This is a genomic window from Citrobacter sp. Cy070 (assembly GCF_030332245.1).
GTDB classification, from domain to species: domain Bacteria; phylum Pseudomonadota; class Gammaproteobacteria; order Enterobacterales; family Enterobacteriaceae; genus Citrobacter; species Citrobacter youngae.
On the sequence record NZ_JAOWIG010000077.1, the window covers coordinates 112247 to 136147 of the forward strand.

22 protein-coding genes are annotated in these 23901 nt (G+C 51.5%); 11 read left to right on the forward strand and 11 right to left on the reverse strand.

Annotated features, from left to right (window positions below):
* The first annotated feature begins 2 nt into the window (after window positions 1–2).
* Together rlmI and hspQ are read left to right on the forward strand one after the other, a co-directional pair.
* Window positions 3–1193: a 23S rRNA (cytosine(1962)-C(5))-methyltransferase RlmI gene (gene rlmI / locus OGY19_RS16250; protein WP_115602288.1), complete on the forward strand. Its 1191-nt coding sequence runs from the start codon at window positions 3–5 to the stop codon at window positions 1191–1193.
* A gap of 57 nt (window positions 1194–1250) precedes the next feature.
* A complete protein-coding gene (gene hspQ / locus OGY19_RS16255) occupies window positions 1251–1568 on the forward strand; it encodes a heat shock protein HspQ (protein WP_005123508.1) in 318 nt (105 codons plus the stop codon).
* Window positions 1569–1642: 74 nt separating this feature from the next.
* Here hspQ and OGY19_RS16260 read toward each other — a convergent pair whose 3' ends face one another.
* Complete coding sequence (locus OGY19_RS16260) at window positions 1643–2056, reverse strand: CoA-binding protein (protein WP_006685217.1); 414 nt, start codon at window positions 2054–2056, stop codon at window positions 1643–1645.
* A gap of 172 nt (window positions 2057–2228) precedes the next feature.
* On the opposite strand from OGY19_RS16260, the gene csgI reads away from it, so the two are divergent.
* A complete protein-coding gene (gene csgI, locus OGY19_RS16265; RefSeq protein ID WP_048212105.1) occupies window positions 2229–2891 on the forward strand; it encodes a curli synthesis inhibitor in 663 nt (220 codons plus the stop codon).
* A gap of 93 nt (window positions 2892–2984) precedes the next feature.
* Complete coding sequence (gene mgsA, locus OGY19_RS16270; RefSeq protein WP_048212106.1) at window positions 2985–3443, forward strand: methylglyoxal synthase; 459 nt, start codon at window positions 2985–2987, stop codon at window positions 3441–3443.
* 35 nt (window positions 3444–3478) lie between these two features.
* On the opposite strand, the gene helD is transcribed toward mgsA, so the two are convergent.
* On the reverse strand, window positions 3479–5533 hold the full coding sequence (gene helD / locus OGY19_RS16275; RefSeq protein ID WP_115602289.1) for a DNA helicase IV: 2055 nt from the start codon (window positions 5531–5533) through the stop codon (window positions 3479–3481).
* Window positions 5534–5658: 125 nt separating this feature from the next.
* Between helD and OGY19_RS16280 the strand changes: the two genes are divergently transcribed.
* Window positions 5659–6105 carry a YccF domain-containing protein gene (locus OGY19_RS16280; protein WP_005123514.1) on the forward strand — a complete coding sequence of 149 codons (447 nt, stop codon included), beginning with the start codon at window positions 5659–5661 and terminating at the stop codon, window positions 6103–6105.
* Window positions 6106–6123: 18 nt separating this feature from the next.
* Window positions 6124–8277, forward strand: coding sequence for a YccS family putative transporter (yccS, locus tag OGY19_RS16285; protein ID WP_005123516.1), 2154 nt, complete (start codon window positions 6124–6126; stop codon window positions 8275–8277).
* Here the strand turns inward: yccS and OGY19_RS16290 are convergent.
* On the reverse strand, window positions 8255–8869 hold the full coding sequence (locus OGY19_RS16290; protein WP_048212109.1) for a TfoX/Sxy family DNA transformation protein: 615 nt from the start codon (window positions 8867–8869) through the stop codon (window positions 8255–8257). The two genes, yccS and OGY19_RS16290, sit on opposite strands and share 23 nt — an antisense overlap.
* Window positions 8870–9085: 216 nt before the next feature.
* Between OGY19_RS16290 and sulA the strand changes: the two genes are divergently transcribed.
* Both sulA and ompA read left to right on the forward strand, forming a co-directional pair.
* A complete protein-coding gene (sulA, locus tag OGY19_RS16295; protein ID WP_040231828.1) occupies window positions 9086–9595 on the forward strand; it encodes an SOS-induced cell division inhibitor SulA in 510 nt (169 codons plus the stop codon).
* Window positions 9596–9950: 355 nt separating this feature from the next.
* The gene (gene ompA / locus OGY19_RS16300; protein ID WP_048212110.1) at window positions 9951–11000 is read left to right on the forward strand and encodes a porin OmpA; all 1050 of its coding nucleotides are present in this window, start codon (window positions 9951–9953) and stop codon (window positions 10998–11000) included.
* Window positions 11001–11098: 98 nt separating this feature from the next.
* On the opposite strand, the gene matP is transcribed toward ompA, so the two are convergent.
* Complete coding sequence (matP, locus tag OGY19_RS16305) at window positions 11099–11551, reverse strand: macrodomain Ter protein MatP (RefSeq protein WP_005123520.1); 453 nt, start codon at window positions 11549–11551, stop codon at window positions 11099–11101.
* 185 nt (window positions 11552–11736) lie between these two features.
* Here matP and OGY19_RS16310 point away from each other — a divergent pair, with 185 nt between their 5' ends.
* Window positions 11737–13497 (forward strand): AAA family ATPase, encoded by a 1761-nt coding sequence (locus OGY19_RS16310; RefSeq protein WP_115602290.1) that lies wholly within the window; start codon window positions 11737–11739, stop codon window positions 13495–13497.
* A gap of 68 nt (window positions 13498–13565) precedes the next feature.
* On the forward strand, window positions 13566–14084 hold the full coding sequence (gene fabA / locus OGY19_RS16315; RefSeq protein WP_003035875.1) for a bifunctional 3-hydroxydecanoyl-ACP dehydratase/trans-2-decenoyl-ACP isomerase: 519 nt from the start codon (window positions 13566–13568) through the stop codon (window positions 14082–14084).
* Window positions 14085–14205: 121 nt separating this feature from the next.
* Here fabA and rmf read toward each other — a convergent pair whose 3' ends face one another.
* The 6 genes from rmf to rlmKL form a co-directional block, all read right to left on the reverse strand.
* Window positions 14206–14373, reverse strand: a complete 168-nt coding sequence (gene rmf, locus OGY19_RS16320; protein WP_003035871.1) for a ribosome modulation factor — start codon at window positions 14371–14373, stop codon at window positions 14206–14208.
* A 255-nt stretch (window positions 14374–14628) separates the two neighbouring features.
* Complete coding sequence (gene pqiC, locus OGY19_RS16325; RefSeq protein ID WP_115602291.1) at window positions 14629–15192, reverse strand: membrane integrity-associated transporter subunit PqiC; 564 nt, start codon at window positions 15190–15192, stop codon at window positions 14629–14631.
* Window positions 15189–16829, reverse strand: a complete 1641-nt coding sequence (pqiB, locus tag OGY19_RS16330) for an intermembrane transport protein PqiB (protein WP_048212114.1) — start codon at window positions 16827–16829, stop codon at window positions 15189–15191. The genes pqiC and pqiB overlap by 4 nt, the downstream gene beginning before the upstream one ends.
* Window positions 16830–16833: 4 nt before the next feature.
* Entirely contained in the window at window positions 16834–18087 is a 1254-nt protein-coding gene (pqiA, locus tag OGY19_RS16335; RefSeq protein ID WP_048212115.1) for a membrane integrity-associated transporter subunit PqiA, read from the reverse strand.
* Between the two features lie 14 nt (window positions 18088–18101).
* A complete protein-coding gene (locus OGY19_RS16340; RefSeq protein WP_101742826.1) occupies window positions 18102–20009 on the reverse strand; it encodes an ABC transporter ATP-binding protein in 1908 nt (635 codons plus the stop codon).
* A 12-nt stretch (window positions 20010–20021) separates the two neighbouring features.
* Entirely contained in the window at window positions 20022–22130 is a 2109-nt protein-coding gene (gene rlmKL, locus OGY19_RS16345; RefSeq protein ID WP_061067637.1) for a bifunctional 23S rRNA (guanine(2069)-N(7))-methyltransferase RlmK/23S rRNA (guanine(2445)-N(2))-methyltransferase RlmL, read from the reverse strand.
* Between the two features lie 98 nt (window positions 22131–22228).
* On the opposite strand from rlmKL, the gene OGY19_RS16350 reads away from it, so the two are divergent.
* Window positions 22229–23335: a YcbX family protein gene (locus OGY19_RS16350; RefSeq protein ID WP_115602292.1), complete on the forward strand. Its 1107-nt coding sequence runs from the start codon at window positions 22229–22231 to the stop codon at window positions 23333–23335.
* On the opposite strand, the gene zapC is transcribed toward OGY19_RS16350, so the two are convergent.
* The gene (zapC, locus tag OGY19_RS16355) at window positions 23332–23874 is read right to left on the reverse strand and encodes a cell division protein ZapC (RefSeq protein WP_115602293.1); all 543 of its coding nucleotides are present in this window, start codon (window positions 23872–23874) and stop codon (window positions 23332–23334) included. The two genes, OGY19_RS16350 and zapC, sit on opposite strands and share 4 nt — an antisense overlap.
* Between the last annotated feature and the right edge of the window lie 27 nt (window positions 23875–23901).

The following is a 23901-nucleotide window of genomic DNA, read 5'->3' on the forward strand; positions in this document are numbered from 1 at the left end:
TTATGAGTGTACGTTTAGTGTTAGCCAAAGGGCGCGAAAAATCATTACTTCGTCGCCATCCGTGGGTATTTTCCGGTGCCGTCGCACGTATGGAAGGTAAAGCCAACCTCGGTGAAACCATCGATATTGTTGACCATCAGGGTAAATGGTTAGCACGCGGCGCGTACTCACCCGCGTCGCAGATCCGTGCACGCGTCTGGACATTCGACAAGTCTGAATCCATCGATATTGATTTCTTTACCCGCCGTCTGCAACAGGCACAGAAATGGCGAGACTGGCTAGCGAACAAAGATGGTTTGGATAGCTACCGTCTGATCGCCGGCGAATCCGATGGTCTGCCGGGCGTCACCATTGACCGCTTCGGCAACTTCCTGGTATTGCAGTTGCTCAGCGCCGGTGCTGAATATCAACGCGCCGCATTGATTAGCGCCCTGCAGGTTGTCTTCCCGGAGTGCGCAATTTATGACCGCAGCGATGTTGCCGTGCGTAAAAAAGAAGGCATGGAACTGACTCAGGGTCCCGTCACGGGTGAACTGCCGCCAGCTCTACTGCCGATTGAAGAGCACGGGATGAAACTGCTGGTTGATATTCAGCACGGACATAAAACCGGTTATTACCTCGATCAGCGTGACAGCCGCCTGGCCACGCGTCGTTACGTGGAAAACAAACGTGTCCTGAACTGTTTCTCTTATACCGGCGGCTTTGCTGTCTCAGCATTAATGGGCGGATGCCGTCAGGTGGTCAGCGTCGACACCTCCCAGGAAGCGCTCGATATTGCCCGCCAGAACGTAGAGCTGAACAAGCTGGATCTGAGCAAAGCTGAGTTTGTGCGTGATGACGTGTTCAAGTTGCTGCGCGCCTATCGCGATCGTGGTGAGAAATTTGATGTTATCGTGATGGACCCGCCGAAGTTTGTCGAAAACAAGAGCCAGTTGATGGGCGCCTGCCGTGGCTATAAAGACATCAATATGCTGGCAATTCAGTTGCTGAATCCGGGTGGCGTACTGCTGACATTCTCCTGCTCCGGATTGATGACCACCGATTTATTTCAGAAAATCATCGCCGATGCCGCAATAGATGCCGGGCGTGATGTACAATTTATAGAGCAGTTCCGTCAGGCCGCCGATCATCCTGTGATCGCTACCTACCCGGAAGGGCTGTATCTGAAAGGGTTTGCCTGTCGCATCATGTAACTTGAAAAGTGGAATATTACCCTTACATAGAGGGTATCTATTTCCCGGGAGGTGACTATGATTGCCAGCAAATTCGGTATCGGCCAGCAGGTCCGCCATTCCCTGTTAGGTTACCTCGGAGTGGTCGTGGATATCGACCCGGAATATTCGCTTGATGACCCGTCACCTGATGAGTTGGCGGTTAACGACGAACTTCGCGCCGCTCCCTGGTATCACGTGGTGATGGAAGACGATAATGGCCTGCCAGTACATACGTATCTGGCTGAAGCACAGTTGAGTAGCGAGCTACAGGAAGAACATCCAGAGCAACCATCGATGGATGAACTGGCACGGACAATCCGTAAACAGCTTCAGGCTCCACGCCTGCGCAACTGACAACATTTATCCGGCCTACGACAAACACCGTTGCAGGCCGGATATACAATGCGCCATCCGGCAACAGTACAACCTTACTTCGCCAGTCCCAGTCTGGGGATTTCAATCGCCGGGCAACGATCCATCACTACCGCCAGGCCCGCATCGCGCGCCAGCACGGCGGCCTGCTCATTAATAACGCCAAGCTGCATCCACAAAGTCTTCGCACCAATAGCAATAGCCTCCTGTGCGACTCCCCATGCTGCTTCTGAGTTTCTAAAGACATCCACCATATCCACTTTCTCTGGTACGTCTGCCAGTGTCGCATAGCCCTGCTGCCCCAGCAGTGTTTTTCCGGCAACTTTAGGAGACACGGGGATAACGTGATAACCCTGATCGAGTAAATACTTCATCACCCGATAGCTCGGGCGATCGGGTTTATCGCTTGCTCCTACCAGCGCAATCGTACGGGTAGATGTCAAAATGCCAGCAATATCGGTCTCTTTCATCGTCTTCCTCCAGGCTGTTTTGCAAAGTGTACGACAAAGCTGACGTCGCAACCATTCATCCCATACTGGCGCATGAGAGCTAAACTGGAAAATATGTCTATATGTTAGTAAACATGATTGTCGAAAAATTTAGATACATCTTATACAGAAATCTTCTGGACAGGAGAACCTTATGAAAACCGGCATTGTGACAGCCCTGATTGCTCTGTTTTTGCCGGTAACCGTTTGTGCGACCTCTTTGCGCCTGTCTAATGATATTGACCTGCTGGTGCTGGACGGAAAAAAGGTGTCCAGCTCTTTACTGCGCGGTGCCGACAGTATTGAGCTGGAGAATGGTCGGCATCAGCTTGTCTTTCGCGTTGAGAAAACGATTCGTCTCTCCAGCCATGAAGAACGTCTGTATATTTCTCCTCCGCTGGTCATCAGTTTTGATACTCAGTTGGTTAGTCAGGTCAATTTTCATCTCCCCCGTCTGAACAACGAACGTGACGCAACGCATTTCGATGAAGCTCCCCGTGTGGAACTATTAGATGGCGATTCCATGCCCATTCCGGTCAAGCTGGATATTTTGTCGATTACCTCATCGGCAAAAATCGTGGATTATGAACTCGAGACTGAACGCTATAACAAATCGTCTAAGCATGCTTCACTCCCACAATTTGCCACTATGATGGCAGATGACAGCGCATTGCTCTCAGGGGTCTCTGAACTGGATCGGGTGCCGCCGCAGTCACAAACACTCACCGAACAGCGTTTGAAATATTGGTTTGGCCAGGCCGATGCGCAAACACGAAGTAATTTTCTGCAATGGGCAGAGAAACAGCCACCCTCATGACGTTTATGTTCACCTACGCATTTTTTTTGTCTTTCTCTTGCAGCGTCAAACGCTTCCAGTACTCTGTAATAAGGTTAACTTGGGAGCTGTACTATGGAACTGACGACTCGCACTTTACCGGCGCGTAAGCATATTGCGCTGGTTGCACATGATCACTGTAAACAGATGCTGATGAGCTGGGTGGAACGCCACCAGCCATTGTTAGAAAAGCATGTCCTCTATGCGACAGGCACGACAGGAAATCTCATTCAACGCGCGACCGGCATGGATGTCAACGCCATGCTTAGCGGTCCAATGGGCGGCGATCAGCAGGTCGGCGCACTGATCTCTGAAGGGAAAATTGATGTGCTGATCTTCTTCTGGGATCCACTCAACGCCGTGCCTCATGATCCGGATGTTAAAGCCCTTCTGCGCCTGGCCACAGTTTGGAATATTCCGGTTGCCACCAACGTATCTACCGCCGATTTTATTATCCAGTCGCCAAACTTCAACGATGCAACGGACATCCTGATCCCGGATTACGCCCGTTATCTGGCAGAGCGCCTCAAATAATCGCCAGACAGGCGGCCGCCGTCGCCGCCTGTTCTTCAGGGTTTTCTCGCTACCTGGACATCCAGTTGTTTTAGTTCATCAACAAAACAGGATGGCGCGTCTTTATTAAACAGCAACCACACCCGATGCCGGGCACGGGTAAGTGCCACGTAGAGCAACCTTCTCTCTTCTGCATCCGGAAAATCCTCGACCATTGGCAGTAATGCTTCTTCCATAATCGACTCACGGGCCGGGGCCGGAAAACCATCGTTGCCATCATGAAGCCCAACGACAATGACATAATCCGCCTGCTGTCCTTTACTGGCATGAATAGTCATAAAGTCCAGCTGTAGTTTGGGCCAGCGGGTCGCTGCTTTCTCAAGACTGGCAGGTTTGAGGTGGTGATATCGCGCCAGCACCAGTATGCGTTCTTCTGCTTTCGCAAAGCCGGATAGCTTATCCAACAGCGCATCCAGCTGACTTTCATCGAGCAGAGTGACGGCTTTCCTGTCGCCTGCTGTCAGGCTATTGAGCGGTTTTTTAAGCTGATGCGGGTTTTGCTGGATAAACCGATTGGCTATTTCGCCAATACGACTATTAAAACGGTATGTCGTATCCAGATCGCAGCGATCGCCCTCACCAAAGTGTTGCCGGAAGGCGGTAGTTAACGAAAGTTGTGCACCACTGAAACGGTAAATGGCCTGCCAGTCATCCCCTACGGCAAATAGCGTGGTCTGTGAGTTTTGCTTGCGCAATGCGGCTAACAGGGCGGCGCGCTGTGGGGAGATATCCTGAAATTCATCAACCAGGATATGCTTCCAGGGGCTGATAAAGCGTCCCTTCTCCAGAATGACAATCGCCTGATGGATCAATCCAGAAAAATCGACGGCATTCTCTTCTTTCAGAGCACTCTTCCAGGCCTTGAGTAACGGCGCCATCAGCTTTATACGTTTGCTGAACAGGTCGCGGATCGCCTCAGGCGCATTGGCGATCATCTCCGCCTGTGCTCCACCATGCATACGCATCAGGCTAACCCAGCGATCCAGACGTGAGGCCAGGCGACGTTGTAATTTTTCATCGTCCCAAAAATTGCCTTCTGGCACGGACCACTGCATCTCTTCTTCCAGCCACTGTCGCCAGCCTTTAGCCTGGGCTTTTTTCTCGCTGCACTGCTGACGCCATGTGGCGATAAAAAGCTTATTTCTGGCGGCAGTATCATTTTCGAGTTTGCTGACTGTCGGAACTTTTTTGCTACCCTGTTGAATAATATGCAACGCCAGTGAATGAAACGTCCGCGCGGTGACGTCTTGCGTATTCAGTCGTTCGCGAATGCGCTCATCCATTTCCTGAGCGGCTTTGCGACCAAACGCCAGCAGCAAGATTTGTTCAGCGGCCGCTTCTCCCCGCGCCAGCAACCAGCCCGCACGCGCAACCAGAACGGATGTTTTGCCACTTCCTGCCCCCGCAAGCACCAATAGCGACTGCTCGCCATTCACCACCGCACGAGCCTGGGCTGGATTCAGCGGTGAAGACTCAATCTTCTGGAAAAACTCGGTATGCTCCGCCAGCATCGCATCGGTGTATGCCTGATTGTGCTGTAAGCGACAGGCTTCAATGTCCTTCAACCATGCCTGGCATTGGTGCAACGCCTCACGGCAATTATCAAATTCTTCCAGTCGGTTGATCGGGAGCGGGAGCGCGGCAAAGGCACGGCGGATCTGCTGCTGCAGCCCTGACGTTTGTTCGCGCGTCAGCCATTTGTTATCACTGGTACGCGCCGCAATCGCATCCAGCTGTTGCTGTAAAACTCCCGCAGCGACGTCGCTCATCTCCTGGCTCCACTGCTGCCAGAGGATGTTCAGATGATGGTGGAAACGTTGGGTTTCCGCCCATTCAGTGCCGTGAAGGCGTACAACTTTATCATCAGAAAGCACAAATTCCAGCTCACCCCATACCAGGCCCCTTTTACAATGGATAGCCAGTAACTGATTGAATGGAATAAGATACTCATGACGGTCGCCAGAGACTTTAATGCCGGCATTGAGAATAACGGCCCGATCGTAAGGGTGTTGCGCCAGACGTTTTCCCAGAGAAGTTGCTTTCAGTTCCATAAGACTTACGCGGATCCACACGAAGAGGTTTGCTTATCAGTGTAACCGCCAGAGAAAACGTGCTCCAGCCCAAAAAAACGTTACAATTGCCAAACTCACAGAAAACCAGAGTTAACCGAGGGTTTATGCGTACTGTTCTGAATATTTTAAATTTTGTGCTTGGGGGATTCGCCACCACCTTAGCCTGGTTACTGGCGACGTTAGTCAGTATCGTGCTTATCTTCACACTACCCTTGACCCGCTCCTGCTGGGAAATCACACGCTTGTCGCTGTTCCCCTACGGTAATGAGGCGATTCACGTTGATGAACTCAACCCGGCGGGTAAAAACGTGCTTCTGAATACCGGCGGTACGCTGCTCAACATTTTCTGGCTGATTTTCTTCGGCTGGTGGCTGTGCCTGATGCATATTGTTTCCGGTATTGCCCAGTGCATTACGATTATTGGTATTCCGGTTGGTATTGCGAACTTTAAAATCGCCGCAATTGCACTCTGGCCCGTTGGTCGTCGCGTGGTTTCAGTCGAAGTTGCCCGTGCCGCACGCGAAGCCAACGCGCGTCGTCGCTTTGAATAATCGGAACTGATGGCCTTTATGTTAAGTCCACTGCTTAAACGCTATACCTGGAACAGCACCTGGCTGTACTACGTGCGGATTTTTATCGCGCTCTGCGGCACTACGGCGCTGCCGTGGTGGCTGGGTGACGTCAAACTGACCATCCCGCTCACGCTGGGCATGGTTGCTGCCGCGCTGACCGATCTGGACGATCGGCTCGCGGGTCGTCTGCGCAATTTGATCATTACGCTGATCTGCTTTTTTATTGCCTCGGCCTCCGTCGAATTGCTCTTCCCATGGCCATGGCTTTTCGCAATTGGATTAACGCTTTCCACCAGCGGCTTTATACTACTGGGAGGCTTAGGCCAGCGTTATGCGACCATCGCCTTTGGTGCATTACTGATCGCCATTTACACCATGCTGGGAACATCACTGTACGACCAGTGGTATCAGCAACCGATCCTGCTGCTTGCAGGCGCCATCTGGTATAACCTTCTGACGCTCATCGGTCACCTTCTGTTCCCGATTCGTCCACTGCAGGACAATCTGGCACGCAGCTACGAACAGTTGGCACACTACCTGGAGCTGAAATCCCGCCTTTTTGATCCCGACATTGAAGATGAAAGTCAGGCCCCCTTGTATGAGTTAGCGCTGGCCAATGGGCAACTGATGGCGACGCTGAACCAAACAAAAGTATCATTACTGACCCGTCTGCGCGGTGACCGCGGACAGCGAGGAACCCGCCGCACACTGCATTACTATTTTGTCGCGCAGGATATTCACGAACGCGCAAGTTCCTCACATATTCAGTACCAGACGCTACGCGACCATTTCCGTCACAGCGATGTGATGTTTCGTTTCCAACGACTAATGTCGATGCAGGGACAAGCCTGTACGCAACTGTCTCGCTGCATTTTGCTACGCACCCCTTACCAGCACGATCCACACTTTGAGCGAGTCTTTACACATATAGATGCTGCCCTTGAGCGCATGCGTGCAAGCGGTGCTCCTGCAGATCTGCTCAATACGCTGGGATTCTTACTATCGAACCTGCGGGCTATCGATGCGCAACTGGCCACCATTGAGTCTGAACAGGCTCAGGTACTCTCGCGCAATGAGTCAGAAAATCAGCTTGCCGATGACAGTCCGCACGGATTCAGTGATATCTGGCTGCGTCTGAGTCGCAATTTTACGCCAGAGTCGGCGCTGTTTCGCCACGCGGTTCGCATGTCTCTGGTGCTCTGCGTCGGGTACGCCATTATCCAGATAACGGGCATGAACCATGGCTACTGGATCCTGCTGACCAGCCTGTTTGTCTGCCAGCCCAACTACAACGCCACACGACATCGTCTGGCGTTAAGGATTATCGGCACATTAGTCGGGATAGCGATTGGACTGCCCATCCTGTGGTTCGTCCCATCGCTGGAAGGGCAATTAATACTGCTGGTGATCACCGGCGTGCTCTTTTTTGCTTTCCGCAATGTTCAGTACGCACATGCCACAATGTTTATCACGCTGCTGGTATTGCTGTGCTTTAACCTGCTTGGTGAAGGGTTTGAAGTCGCACTGCCGCGCGTCATCGATACGCTGATTGGTTGTGCCATCGCATGGGCAGCCGTCAGTTTCATCTGGCCAGACTGGCGCTTTCGCAACCTGCCACGGGTGATTGAACGGGCGACCGATGCAAACTGTCGTTACCTTGATGCCATTCTCGAACAGTATCATCAGGGGCGAGACAATCGTCTGGCATACCGTATTGCGCGCCGCGATGCGCATAATCGTGATGCGGAGCTGGCATCCGTGGTGTCGAATATGTCGAGTGAACCGGATGTCACTGCCCAAACGCGCGAAACGGCATTCCGCTTGCTGTGCCTCAACCATACCTTTACCAGTTATATCTCAGCACTGGGCGCACACCGTGAACAGTTAACCAACCCGGACGTTCTGGCATTACTGGACGATGCCGTTTGCTATGTTGATGATGCACTTCATCACCAACCCGCTGACGAGCAACGCGTATACCAGGCGCTTGAAGGACTGAAGCAACGGATTCAGCATCTTGAACCACGCCCGGACAGTAAAGAACCACTGGTCGTACAGCAAGTTGGCCTATTGATAGCGCTACTACCAGAAATCAGACGATTACAGCAGCAAATTGCCGCATTGCCGTCTAGTACACCGGTTCAGGCGTAAGAGAACTCACCCACTCCACAAGCTCCTGGCGACGAATCGCCGGGAGCGCCGCCTCATGAATTCCCCCAATTGCGCCTTCAAGGGCATAGAGTATTTTCACCGTCAGCGCGGGATTAACCTGTCGCAGTTTCAACCAGCACATTTTTGCCCCCAACATGCGTAATGTGCTTTCATCTTTTATACCTGCTTCATTCAGCAGGGTTTCCAGATGGAATGTCATGTTCGGCAGTCCACGCAGGCGATGCTGTGCAAAACGACTTTGCTTTTCTTTTAACGCCGCATCCAGTGAATACCGTGATAGCGACACCAGTTGTTGCTGGTTTTGCCACAGCGTATCGTTCACCTGATAATAATTGAGCACCACCGGACGTCCACGTTTTATAAATGTCAGCCAGACAGGGGAATGTTTTACACAGTACTGCGCACTCTGTTCACAGGCCCGAAGATATAACTCGCCACTGGCGACCATGGCGAATACCGTGTCCTCAACCGTCAGGCTATAACCCCCAAACAGCGATCGATAACGAATAGTCCCCAATGACGCCAGATATTCTTGTGATTTATAGATCCTTGCATAAGAAAGTTTTTTCATAAAAATCCTTTTAAATCATAACGTAATAAAATGATTTGCAGTAGCGGATCCGTTAATGACGAAAATAGGCAACTTATTCGCAAGGGGCAAGATGAATTTTGTTTTTCCCGTAACAACAACCAAAAACTGCGAACCTGTTTCAGAAAATAAGGTTGATCTTTGGTGATAGCAGGGTTACTGTATATCCATACAGTAACTCACAGGGCTGGATTGATTATGTACACTTCAGGCTATGCAAATCGTTCTTCGTCGTTCTCTTCCACAGCAAGCAAAATTGCGCGCGTGTCGTCAGAGCACACTACCGCTGGGCTTATCAGTGAAGTGGTCTATCGCGAGGACCAGCCCATGATGACGCAGCTCCTGCTGCTTCCCCTGCTTCAGCAATTAGGTCAGCAGTCGCGCTGGCAGCTGTGGCTGACGCCTCAGCAAAAACTAAGCCGGGAGTGGGTGCAGTCGGCCGGGCTTCCATTGACGAAAGTCATGCAAATTAGCCAACTCTCTCCCTGCAATACGCTGGAATCTATGGTTCGTGCGCTACGCACGGGTAACTACAGCGTCGTAATTGGCTGGCTGACGGAAGAATTAACCGAAGATGAACATGCCGAGCTGGTAAAAGCAGCAGATGAAGGCAATGCGATGGGATTTATCATGCGTCCTGTACGCGCTCAGACACTTGCGGGGAGACAGCATTCCGGGCTAAAAATTCACTCGAATTTGTATCATTAAGTAAAATTAGGATTTATCCTGGAATTTTTTTTCACCCTCAAATTCGGCTTTGAGCTTTAACACCTTTTTTGTGAGAACGCCTGTGTGAAGCGGTTTCCGCGATAGTAGCTGTACAATTAATCATCCACAAATGTTAAATATTGTGTATACAAGCCTTTTTTTTTCATATGCCTGACGGACTTCACACTTGTAAGTTTTCAACTACGTTGTAGACTTTACATCGCCAGGGGTGCTCGGCGTAAGCCGCAGATATCGGTAGAGTAACTATTGAACTGGTCCCCGGGTGAAGGATTTAACCGTGTTATCTCTCTGGAGATATTCATGGCGAATTTTGGATGATAACGAGGCGCATAAAATGAAAAAGACAGCTATCGCAATTGCAGTGGCACTGGCTGGTTTCGCTACCGTGGCGCAGGCCGCTCCGAAAGATAACACCTGGTATACTGGTGCTAAACTGGGTTGGTCCCAGTTCCATGACATCGGCAACAATCAGATCAACAACAACGGACCGACCCACGAAAGCCAACTGGGTGCTGGTGCGTTCGGTGGTTACCAGGTTAACCCGTACGTTGGTTTTGAAATGGGTTACGACTGGTTAGGTCGTATGCCGTACAAAGGCAACACTGAAAATGGCGCATTCAAAGCTCAGGGCGTTCAGCTGACCGCTAAACTGGGTTACCCAATCACTGACGATCTGGACGTTTATACCCGTCTGGGTGGTATGGTTTGGCGTGCAGATGCTAAAAACAACGACGGCTTCAAAGACCACGACACTGGTGTATCCCCAGTATTCGCTGGCGGCGTAGAGTATGCAATTACTCCTGAAATCGCTACCCGTCTGGAATACCAGTGGACCAACAACATCGGTGACGCGAACACCGTTGGTGGTCGTCCAGACAACGGTCTGTTGAGCGTTGGTGTTTCTTACCGTTTCGGCCAGCAGGAAGAAGCAGCTCCGGTAGTTGCTCCGGCTCCGGCTCCGGCTCCAGAAGTACAGACCAAACACTTCACTCTGAAGTCTGACGTTCTGTTCAACTTCAACAAAGCGACTCTGAAACCAGAAGGCCAGCAGGCTCTGGATCAGATGTACAGCCAGCTGAGCAACCTGGATCCGAAAGACGGTTCCGTCGTTGTTCTGGGCTTCACTGACCGCATCGGTTCTGACGCTTACAACCAGGGTCTGTCTGAGAAACGTGCTCAGTCTGTTGTTGATTACCTGATCTCTAAAGGTATTCCTTCTGACAAAATCTCCGCACGTGGTATGGGCGAATCCAACCCGGTTACCGGCAACACCTGTGACAACGTGAAAGCTCGCGCTGCGCTGATCGACTGCCTGGCTCCGGATCGTCGTGTTGAGATCGAAGTTAAAGGCATCAAAGACGTTGTAACTCAGCCTCAGGCTTAAGTTATCGTCTTATAAAAAAACCCCGCCTGGCGGGGTTTTTTTTCACCTACATATCATGTAAAAGCACAGACACATTCCATATTGACGTTACCCGTCCCCTACTCTTTACCCAGTAACGCCTGTAGATCCTGTTTCAATGTCGACATCTTGTTCGCATACTTTTCTTTATGTTCCGCATCTTCAATCAACTGCACAATCGTTTCTGAGAGCGTTTTACCACGTCGCTGCGCAAGCCCGGCTAAACGCTGCCAGACCATAAACTCCAGATCGATCGATTTCTTACGCGTATGCTGATGTTCTGCATTAAAGTGCCGCTTACGCCTCGCCCGGATCGTTTGCTTCATACGATTGAGCAGTGCTGGGTTCATGTATTCTTCAATCCAGGCGTTGACCCGAACCGGTTCATTTTCGAGGGTTAGCAACAAATCAACGGCTTCTTTGGCAGCGCTGGCTTCCACATAGCGGGTAATCAACTCCCCCTCGCGATGCTTCTTCACCAGGTACTTCCATTTCCATCCGCTTTCAAGATTTTCAAGTTGTTGATATTTCATTGCGATCTCAATGTTACCGTGTAACTCTTATCAGAATATCAGCTTTTTCGGCATCTGAAGAAAAGAATATCCAGCCTGTGAACTGTCGCTCGTCATCACATTCGTTTAGCGGCGCTTTCCACGTGTGCAGTGCTGATGGTTACGGTATAATCTCGTTTTTTACAACAGACTAAAAAACATCAACTTTGACCATTACGAAACTTGCATGGCGTGATCTGGTTCCTGATACCGATAGCTATCAGGAAATATTTGCACAGCCGCACGTCACTGACGACACCGACACCTTACTCAGTGATACTCAGCCACGTTTACAATTCGCGCTAGAGCAACTTCTTCAGCACTGGGCTACGTCCTCGTTTATGCTGGTGAAAGCGCCCGAAGAGCTGGAGTATCTCAATCTTATTGCAACGGCTGCACGTACCTTGCATGCGGATGCCGATAAGTTAACCGGGGGGCATTACGATGTATCCGGCCACACTATTCGTTACCGCGCAGCAGAGAAAGCAGACGACAACTTTGCGACGTTAACTCAGGTGGTTAATGCTGACTGGGTTGAGGCCGAACAACTGTTTGGCTGTCTGCGCCAGTTCAATGGCGAAATTACGCTGCAACCGGGACTGGTCCATCAGGCCAACGGCGGTGTGCTGGTTATCTCATTGCGCACACTTCTGGCTCAGCCGTTGTTGTGGATGCGCCTGAAAGCCATTGTCAGCCACGAACGTTTTGACTGGGTGGCTTTTGATGAGTCTCGCCCCCTGCCAGTCTCCGTCCCTTCTATGTCGCTTAAACTGAAAGTGGTGTTGGTCGGCGAACGTGAATCGCTGGCAGACTTCCAGGAAATGGAACCAGAACTGGCAGAACAGGCTATCTACAGCGAATTTGAAGATAACTTGCAGATAGTGGATGCCGAAACCATGACACAGTGGTGTCAGTGGGTAACGCATACTGCCCGCCGCAACAATCTGCCCTATCCCGCTGCCGATGCCTGGCAGGTTCTCATCCGCGAAGCCGTTCGCTATACCGGCGAACAGGATACGCTGCCGCTTAATCCGCTATGGATCACCCGCCAGCTCAAAGAAGTGGCCCCTCTTTGCGACAGTGATACCTGCACTGCGGAGCAATTGAGCCTGATGCTTGCTCAGCGTGAATGGCGAGAAGGATTCCTCTCTGAACGGATGCAGGATGAGATCCTGCAAGAGCAGATCCTCATTGAAACGGAAGGCGAGCGTATTGGGCAAATAAACGCCCTGTCGGTGATCGAATTTCCAGGTCATCCCCGCGCATTTGGTGAACCTTCACGTATCAGTTGCGTCGTGCATATTGGCGATGGCGAATTTACCGATATTGAACGTAAAGCCGAGCTGGGCGGAAATATTCATGCCAAGGGTATGATGATTATGCAGGCGTTCCTGATGTCGGAACTCCAGCTTGAACAGCAAATACCGTTCTCTGCCTCTCTGACATTTGAGCAATCATACAGTGAAGTAGACGGTGACAGCGCCTCTATGGCAGAACTGTGTGCGCTAATAAGCGCCCTCGCTGACGTTCCCGTCAATCAAAGCATCGCGATAACCGGTTCTGTCGATCAGTTTGGTCGTGCTCAACCTGTCGGCGGTCTGAATGAGAAAATTGAAGGCTTCTTTGCCATCTGCCAGCAGCGTGAATTAACGGGGACTCAGGGTGTGATTATCCCTGCAGCCAACGTCAGACATCTGAGCCTGCCACCCGCACTGTTGCAGGCTGTTGAAGAAGAAAAATTCACTATCTGGGCAGTAGACGACGTGACCGATGCGCTGCCACTGCTATTAAATTTGGTGTGGGATGGAGAAGGTCAGACGACGCTGATGCAAACTATCCAGGAGCGTATTGCTGCGGCAACGCAACAGGAAGGCCGTCACCGTTTTCCATGGCCGCTACGTTGGCTGAATTGGATTATTCCGAACTGATCGGACTTGTTCAGCGTACACGTGTTAGCTATCCTGCGTGCTTCAATAAAATAAGGCTTACAGAGAACATGGTAGATAAACGCGAATCCTATACAAAAGAAGACCTTCTTGCCTCTGGTCGCGGTGAGCTGTTTGGTGCTAAAGGCCCACAACTGCCTGCACCAAGCATGCTGATGATGGATCGTGTCATCAAGATGACCGAAACCGGCGGCAACTTTGACAAAGGTTATGTGGAAGCTGAACTGGACATCAACCCGGACCTGTGGTTCTTCGGATGCCATTTTATCGGCGATCCGGTAATGCCAGGTTGCCTGGGTCTGGATGCCATGTGGCAGTTGGTTGGATTCTATCTCGGCTGGTTGGGCGGCGAAGGTAAAGGCCGTGCACTGGGCGTGGGCGAAGTGAAATTCACAGGTCAGGTTCTGCCGACCGCGAAGAAAGTCACTTACCGCATTCACTTCAAACGCATCGTTAACCGCCGCCTGATCATGGGTCTGGCTGATGGTGAAGTGCTGGTTGATGGTCGCCTGATCTACACCGCAAATGATCTGAAAGTGGGTCTGTTCCAGGACACCTCGGCGTTCTAATCGCAGACATCTGTAGGTCTGGCAGTGCGACATGGCCGAATGGCAGCGCACGTTATTTTGCCGGTCTACAAAAGGCGAAACCTCCGCTTAGCGGAGGTTTCTTTTATCTAAAGAGACAGAATCAGGCCATTAAAACCCTATCCCCCATGGCTTCTCGCCAGCCTCCCAGCCAGTATGACCTCTGATTCAGCGTCTGATAGGGACACATTTCTTTTGAGCGTCCGGCAATGCCGGCCTGATATCCACGTTGATGTGCCCGTTCCAGGCGATCTCGTTTTTGTCTCTTCATGCCTCGTTTCCCTCATTTTTAGGTCTGGTGGAAAAGAAAACAGTGATTACTAAGTGTGCAATCACACTAAACGAATACCCCTAAACATTAGACTCGTCAATGCGCAAAATTCACGCCAGTGTCATATTTGTGAGCTAGCCTCTAAATCATTTGTACAAAAATAGTCAGTCAGAACAGCTATCTCCACGGCTAAAAAAATAAAAAAACCGCCCCGGGCGGTGAGCCAGGGGCGGCATAATTTACAATTATTTAAGCTTATGGGATACGTTTCAGCTCTTGAGCAATGGCCGTCGCTTCCTGACTCCAGGCGTTGGCAAGAACTTTCACCATTTCATCGTAGCCATCCTGCGTCTGTACAACTTCGATATGGAACGGACGCTTGATTAATTGCCCCTGGTGATTCAGCAACCATTCACCGCTGACAATCACTTTGCCGTCGTAACGTCCGTGAAAGCCTGTCACCGTCACGTTAAGCGTATCCTGAGTGCTTCCCAACGGCTGAGAAGCGACCACCCAACCAGGAAGTTGCATACTGAGATTTGCGACAAGGGTATTACGCAGCTGCTGATCCAGTGGGCTGGCCCAGAGATTGTTATTTGCTATCACATACTTCACGTCGCTGGTCTGGTACACCACACCATTCCCCGCCAGGTAATCAGGTACTGCAACCTGTTCAACCCACAACAGGCGATTGCCCTGATTAGCTGAACTTTGTCCCCCCCCTTGCGCAATGGGGAGCTGATAATAGCTTTTACTCTCTCCGCTGGAGCTGCATGACGTCAGCCAGACCGCCATCATCACCACTAGCCACTTTTTCATTGTTTCGCCCTCTTCGGCTCTGGATCTTTTTTGTCCTTCGCTTCAAATACCAGCGCGTTGCTCTTGTCGTTCAGCGTTTTCAGTACCGGTTGCAGTTCACGTAGCACCTGATCAAGACGCTGCATATCCGCCACCATCTTGTTATAGGCCGCAGAACCCGGCTGGAAGCCCTGCATGCTGCGATTCAGTTCACGTAACGTATTCTGCATATCCGCAGGAAGTTGCTGCATCGACTGGCTGGACGTGATCTTATTCATGTTATCCAGCGTAGTTTGCAGATGCTTCATCGTGCGCTGGCTTTCCGACAGCGTATTGGTTGCCTGCTCAATCATCGGGTTCAGCGGCAGGCCATTAATCTTATCCAACGCTTCCATCAGACGTTGCTGAATCTGCGCCAGACCGCCACTCACTGTTGGGATAATTTGATAACCATTAAACTCGCGTACCCCTGTAATTGGCGGCTCTTTCGGGTAAAAGTCGAGATCGACATACAGCGCGCCGGTCACCAGGTTCCCCGTCTTCAATGAGCCTCTCAGCCCACGTTTGAGCAACTCAGCAAGATGAGCCCCCACATCGGTGTCTTCACCCAACTGCGCTTTCAGCCGTTCAGGTTCAATACGCACCAGAACAGGAATGCGGTAATCATTGTTAAATACCTGGCGCATATTTGGCGCGAAGAAAGGCACTTTACTTACTGTACCCAGGCGTATACCACGGAATTCCAACGGCGCACCCGGCTGCAGACCACGAATTGAATCCTTGAAGAACATCAGGTAATCAATGTGATCGGTATACAAGGAATCCTGAATACTTTTTTGATCGTCATACAGATTAAAAGAGGAATGCTGTTCAACCGGTTGGCCTTGCTCCAGCCCTTCCGGTACGTCAAAGCTTACCCCACCGCCAAACAGCGTCGTGAGCGAGCCCATTTCTACTCGCATACCTGCCGAAGTGAGATCGACGGCAATACCGCTGTCTTTCCAGAAACGGACATTACTGGTTACCAGTCGATCGTTTGGCGCATTGATGAAAAGCTGGTAGCTGATCGTGCGTTTTTGAGCATCAAACGTGCTGGTCTCAACCGAGCCCACGCGATATCCACGGAACAGCACCGGGTCACCCGGACTCAATTGACCGGCTTTTTTACTGTCCAGGATCACGCGGATCCCTTTCGCATCAGGCGGCGCCAGCGGTGGAGAATCGAGCAATTGGTAATTTTCCAGCTTGCTGCCTTTATTACCGGGTTGCAGCTCAATATATGCCCCGGACAACAGCGTTCCCAGGCCACTGATACCTTCACGCCCCACCTGCGGCTTCACAACCCAAAAAACAGAATCTTTATGCAGCAGCTTTTCCATACCGGAATTAAGACGCGCTTTAATCTCCACATGGGTCAGATCATCCGTCAGGGTTGCGCTCTCAACGATGCCGACGTCCACACTGCGGCTCTTAATCGTCGTTTTGCCCCCTTCAATACCTTCGGCATTGGTCGTAATCAACGTGACTTCCGGCCCCTGATGGCTGTAGTGGTAAAACAGAACCCATGCGCCAATGAGTGCAGTGACGATCGGGAATATCCACACGGGCGACCAGTTTTTTACCTTCTGCACTTTGGCTTCCCCACTTTTAGATTCCATGCTGTCAGGACTCCTCATGGCCTGGTTCTGGTTCACGGTCCCACGACAGACGCGGATCAAATGTCATCGCAGAAAACATTGTCATAATGACGACTAAAGCAAACATCAAAGCACCCATTGCAGGATAAATGTTCATTAACCCTCCCATGCGCACCAGCGCAGAGAGTACCGCAATAACAAAAACGTCGATCATTGACCAGCGACCGACAAATTCCACCACCTCATAAATCAGGTGCATACGTTCGCTGTCGCGTTTGCCATGCCCTTTGGCATCCCAACATAGCCAGGCAATGGCGATCATTTTTAAGGTCGGCACCATAATACTGGCGATAAAGATAACTGCAGCCACGGGATAAGAACCTTCGCTCCAGATTAAAACCACGCCCTCAAGAATGGTTGATGGCAGTTTTGACCCCAGCAGATCGGTGATCATAATCGGCAGAATATTGGCAGGAAGATAAAGCATGATCGACGTGAACAGTAGTGCCAGTGTCCATTGCAAACTGTTTTTACGACGCACATAGCCTTTCGTTTGACAACGCGGACACACCAGCTCATCAGCCGGAAGAATAGCCGTGCAACAGGAGCAGGAACGCAACCCTTGTCGGATACCGGGAACACCTGGCTTTAAGACCTGTTTGATAGCCGGCATCGGCGCAATATCATCCCACAGCCAGCGACGATCGACACACTGGAATGCTCGTAACTGGAGAAGACAAAAGAAGCACCACGGGATGAAACTACTGCCCACACCGATATCGCCATAGGCCATTAGTTTAACAAAGCTCACCAGCACGCCCGCAAGGAAGATTTCTGCCATTCCCCAGCTTTTTAACTGAAACAAAATGCGCGCCAGCCATGCTTTAAGCCGCTCGGGCATCTGAACCCGGTTTACCAGTAGCAGGATCGTCAGCAGACAAAAGGCCGGAACCAACTGAACGAATAAGATAAAGAAGGTGCCGAGACTGGCGTAATCTTCAGAAAAGAGCACGCTGGGAATTTGCAGCAACGTCACTTCACTACTCACCCCTGCGACGTTCATATTCACAAAGGGAAACAGGTTTGATAAAAGCAGCATGAACAATGCTGCTAACACATAGGCGGTAGGACGCTGCCGTGGCGCGTCCCACTCAACCGTTAACGTAGTGCCACATCGTGGACATGCCGCTTTCTGACCATGCTCAAGGCGAGGAAGCGCCACCAGCATGTCACACTGCGAGCACAAAATATGCTTCGCGGCATGGTGATGTTCGCACATATGTGCTCCTTTAATTATGCGCCATTCTTCAAAGACTCAAGATACTCCCAGCGCTCAAAGGCTTGCTCAAGTTCTTGTTCTGCTTCGTTCAGATTAGCTAACACCTGTTGCGTTTGCTCGTGCGGCTGACTAAAAAACGCGGCGTCAGCAACCTGAGTCTGTAAGGCTTCCAGCTTAGCTTCCAGTTCTTCAAGCAGCGCAGGAAGTTGCTCCAGTTCGCGCTGTAGTTTATAGCTTAGTTTGCTGGTGCCGCGTTTTACAATTTCTGCTTTAGGCGCAACAGTTTCCTCCGTTTTTTTCTCAACGGGTTGTTTAAACGCCACATACTGTGTTTGTTGGCCACGCGCGTCATGATAGCCGCCCACATAACGACCAATTTTGCCGCCACCTTCAAAAATCCAGCACTCGGTAACAGTATTGTCAACAAACTGACGGTCGTGGCTTACCAGCAATACGGTCCCCTGATAACCGTCAATCAACTCTTCGAGCAGTTCCAGCGTTTCGACGTCGAGATCGTTGGTGGGTTCATCGAGAATTAACAGATTGCTGGGTTTCAGGAACAAACGCGCCAACAGCAGGCGATTGCGTTCCCCGCCAGAGAGCGCACGTACTGGCGTCATCGCACGTTTCGGATGGAACAGGAAGTCCTGAAGATAGCCCAGCACATGGCGCGGCTTACCGTTCACCATCACCTCTTGCTTACCTTCAGCAAGGTTATCCATCACGGTTTTATCCGGATCCAGTTCAGCACGGTGCTGGTCGAAATAGGCAACTTCCAGTTTCGTCCCGACGTGGATGCGACCACTGTCGGCCTGTAATTGTCCCAGCATCAGCTTCAGCAGCGTTGTTTTGCCGCAGCCGTTAGGCCCAATTAAGGCAATTTTGTCGCTGCGCTGCACCTGCGCGGAGAAATCTTTCACCAGTTGCTTCCCGTCAACCTGGTAATCAACATTCTCCATTTCGAAAACAATCTTGCCTGAGCGGCTCGCTTCTTCGACCTGCATCTTCGCTGTGCCCATCACTTCACGCCGCTCGCCACGCTCGCGACGCATGGCTTTCAGCGCACGCACGCGACCTTCATTGCGGGTTCGACGCGCCTTAATACCTTGACGGATCCAGACTTCTTCCTGCGCCAGTTTGCGGTCAAATTCCGCGTTTTGTAACTCTTCTACGCGCAATGCTTCTTCTTTATCCAGCAGATACTGATCGTAGTTCCCGGGATAGGTCACCAGCTTGCCGCGGTCGAGATCGACAATGCGCGTCGCCATATTGCGAATAAATGAACGGTCGTGGGAGATGAAAATGATTGTCCCATTGAAGGTTTTCAGGAACCCTTCCAGCCAGTCGATGGTTTCAATATCCAGGTGGTTCGTCGGTTCATCCAGCAGCAGTACGCGCGGGTTACTTACTAACGCACGGCCCAGCGCCGCCTTACGTAACCAGCCGCCGGAAAGCGATGCCAGCTCCATGTCTGCTTCCAGGCCAAGCTGTTCCAGTACTTCATTAATACGGTTTTCCAGCTGCCACAGATTATGGTGATCCAGCTGTTCCTGAACCTTCGCCAGTTCCTGGAGGTTTTTATCACTCGGGTCGGTGATCACCAGATGCGAGATATCATGATAACGCTTGAGGTAAACCGCCTGTTCTGCAATCCCTTCGGCGACGAAATCGTAGACGCTACCCTGCACGTTGCGCGGCGGATCCTGCTGCAGACGCGCCACAACCAGATCCTGCTCATAAATAATACGCCCATCGTCAAGACCCTGCTCACGGTTCAGGATCTTCATCAGCGTCGATTTGCCCGCGCCGTTACGGCCTACCAGACAGACGCGTTCGTTATCCTCGATATGCAATTCTGCATTATCAAGAAGTGGCGAATCGCTGAACGACAGCCATGCGCCATGCATACTGATCAATGACATTTATTTTTCCTTTCAGGCTGCGGTAATCAGCCAGCAGTTGTGGATCTGGCGGTTACGGGCAAAGTCCTGGGAAAGCGTTTTTTGGGTAATTTCTTGTGCTTTCAATCCCAGTTCAGCCAGACCGTCGAGGTCCATACGGAATCCACGTTTGTTGTTGGAGAACATAATCGTGCCGTCTTTACGCAGCAGGCGTTTCAGATCTTTCATCAGCGCCAGATGATCGCGCTGCACATCGAACGAGTCTTCCATACGCTTAGAGTTAGAGAACGTCGGCGGATCAATGAAGATCAGATCAAACTGTTCATTGGCATCACGCAGCCAGCCCAGGCAGTCGGCCTGAATCAAGCGGTGCGCACGTCCGCTTAACCCGTTCAGTCGCAGGTTACGCTCTGCCCATTCCAGATAGGTACGCGACATATCTACCGTTGTGGTGCTGCGCGCACCGCCCAATCCCGCATGTACGCTGGCGCTGCCGGTATAGGAGAACAGGTTAAGGAAGTCTTTCCCTTTGCTCATCTGCCCCAACATGCGGCGTGCAATTCGGTGATCGAGGAACAGGCCGGTATCCAGATAATCGGTCAGGTTTACCCACAGGCGCGCGTTATACTCGCTCACCTCAATGAACTCGCCCTTCTCGTTCATTTTCTGGTATTGGTTCTTCCCTTTCTGGCGCTCACGGGTTTTCAGCACCAGTTTATTGGGCGCGATTTCCAGTACCGACAGCGTTGCGGCGATAATGTCGAACAGGCGTTGACGTGCTTTCTGCGCATCAACCGTCTTCGGCGGCGCATATTCCTGAACCACGACCCAGTCACCATAGCGGTCCACTGCAACGTTGTATTCCGGCAGGTCAGCGTCATACAGGCGATAGCATTCAATCCCTTCCTGACGTGCCCATTTTTCCAATTTCTTAATATTCTTGCGCAGGCGGTTGGCATAATCTTCCGCCACCGTTGCAGGTTTGCTGTCAGCGGTCGTTTCTGCAACGTGATAGTTCTTCTGTACGCAATCCAGCGGACCATTTTTCGCTTTAAACTGTTTATCCGCACGCAATTGCAGGCTGCTGAGCAGATCCGGCGAGGCGCTGAACAGCGACAAATTCCAGCCGCCAAACTGGTTTTTCATCGTGCGTCCCAGCAGGCTGTGCAGAGCTATCAACGCCGGTTCGCTATCCAGACGTTCGCCGTATGGCGGGTTGCTGATAACCGTCCCATACGGTCCTTTCGGCAGCGGGTTGCTCAGTTTAGCGACATCTTTAACGTCAAACGTCATCAGATCGGCAATACCGGCGCGGCGGGCATTACTGCGCGCTTTTTCAATTACCCGCGCATCGCTGTCAGATCCATAGAAGTGCGAGGTATAGTCCGCCAACCCTTTGCGTGCACGAACCTGTGCTTCGGCTTTGACTTCTTGCCAGACGACTTCATCGTGCTGCGCCCAACCGTTGAAGCCCCAGTAGCCACGGTGCAGGCCCGGCGCGCGATCGGTTGCCCACATCGCCGCTTCAATCAGCAGTGTGCCGGAACCACACATCGGATCGAGTAACGGGGTTCCCGGCTGCCAGCCAGAACGCATAACAATAGCGGCGGCCAGCGTTTCTTTAATCGGCGCCTGACCCGCGCGATCGCGATAACCACGCTGATGCAGGCCGTCACCGCTCAGATCGAGGGCGATGCTGGCGGTATCTTTGTTCAACCAGACGTTAATGCGCAGATCGGGTGATTCACGATCTACGTTCGGACGCGGCAGGTTTTTACGGGTAAAGGCATCGACAATCGCATCCTTTACTTTCAGTGCACCGTACTGACTATTACGAATCGTCTCGTTCAGGCCGCTAAAATGCACGGCAAAGGTGGCACCAGGATTAAATATCTCTGTCCAGTCGATTGCCTGAACGCCGAGGTACAGATCAAGATCGCTGTAGACCTTGCATTCTCCCATCGGCAGGATAATGCGCGAGGCCAGGCGGCTCCACATCAGGCTCTGGTAAACAAGCCGCGTGTCGCCCTTAAAATGGACCCCACCCTGAACGACCTGGCACTCCAGCGCGCCGAGGTTTTCCAGTTCAGTTTTTAACAGCTCTTCCAGCCCGCGGGCCGTACTGGCAAACAGAGAATTCATAATGTCACTTTTACTCCAAGAAAATTGCTGCGCATTATAGCTAATATGGGCTGTATGTCATAAAGTTGAAGGCTTATTTTCATTCGAGGGGCTGTACAGTGGTCACGTTAACCCGACTTTTTATCCATCCGGTTAAATCAATGCGCGGCATTGGGCTAACGCACGCCCTGGCAGATATCAGCGGCCTTGCCTTTGATCGCATATTTATGATCACTGAACCTGACGGAACGTTCATCACTGCCCGACAGTTCCCGCAAATGGTCCGCTTTACCCCTTCTCCTTTCCACGATGGACTGCATCTTACGGCGCCAGACGGCAGCAGCGCGTTAGTGCGCTTTGCCGACTTTGCCACCCAGGATGCACCAACAGAAGTGTGGGGAAACCATTTTACCGCGCGAGTAGCACCAGCGGATATCAATCGCTGGATCAGCGGTTTCTTTTCCCGTGATGTGCAGTTGCGTTGGGTTGGCCCGCAACTGACGCGCCGGGTAAAGCGCCACGATGACGTTCCCTTATCCTTCGCCGACGGTTATCCCTACCTGCTGACCAATGAAGCGTCGCTACGCGATCTGCAACAGCGCTGTCCGGCAAGCGTCAAAATGGAACAGTTTCGCCCTAATCTGGTGATTTCAGGCGCTGGCGCCTGGGAAGAAGATACCTGGAAAGTGATTCGCATCGGCGACGTCATTTTTGATGTGGCAAAACCCTGTAGCCGCTGTATTTTCACTACCGTTAGCCCGGAAAAAGGCCAGAAACATCCGTCTGGCGAGCCACTGGCAACGCTGCAAACCTTCCGCACGGCGGCGGACAACGGTGATGTCGATTTCGGCCAGAATCTCATCGCCCGTAATAGCGGCGTAATTCGTGTAGGTGATGAAGTCGAAATACTGGCGACCCGACCCGCCCGGCTGTACAGCGCGGCGGAATCTGATGATACGGCTTTGCAACAACAACCCGATGCAACAGTGATGATTGACTGGCAGGGTCAAACGTTTCGCGGAAATAATCAGCAGGTATTGTTGGAACAGCTGGAAAACCAGGGGATCCGTGTTCCCTACTCGTGTCGTGCGGGAATTTGCGGATGCTGCCGGATTCGGCTGGTAGAAGGCGAAGTCAACCCACTGAAAAAATCAGCGATTGGCGATGACGGAACGATTCTTTGCTGCAGTTGTGTACCCAAGGCAGCAATCAGGCTGGAAAGTTAGACCGCCTGCTCAAGGTTGAAACTGTCGACAATTGCCTGTGGTTTCAGTCTGTCATTCATGATTTTAATCGCATCGCCAAGTTGCATGGTGCGACCAGCAATGACCACTCCGGGCTGCGCAAGCAAACACAGTGCGGCATTTTCACCCGGCTCTACCACTAACAGATTTACCTGTTCTTCGGTATCGCTTAAATCCACACTGGCGGCGTCACCCACGGTTGGCGACCAGTTAATACCGTGCGCAACAAAGTGCCAGCTTTTTGGCATTTGCGGTTTAAGATACCGAATAGCCACCAGCGCATTTAGCACCAGTTCCGCTTTTTGTTCTTTAGCTAAATCCAGATAACGGCATTTTTCTTCGAAGGAGAAATAAAGCGCGGCGTCATCAACACAAAAACCAGATGGAGAAAAAGCATCAGGCGTGAGCATTTTACGCGCAAAACGCGAGCGGAATAACATGCCATTGGCTAAATCGAGCATCATACGATCGTGCTCTTCATCATAATACCAGCGCCAGTTATCGTCGGGTTTAATTCGCATCAGTTTCTCTCCTTTCCTTAATCATCG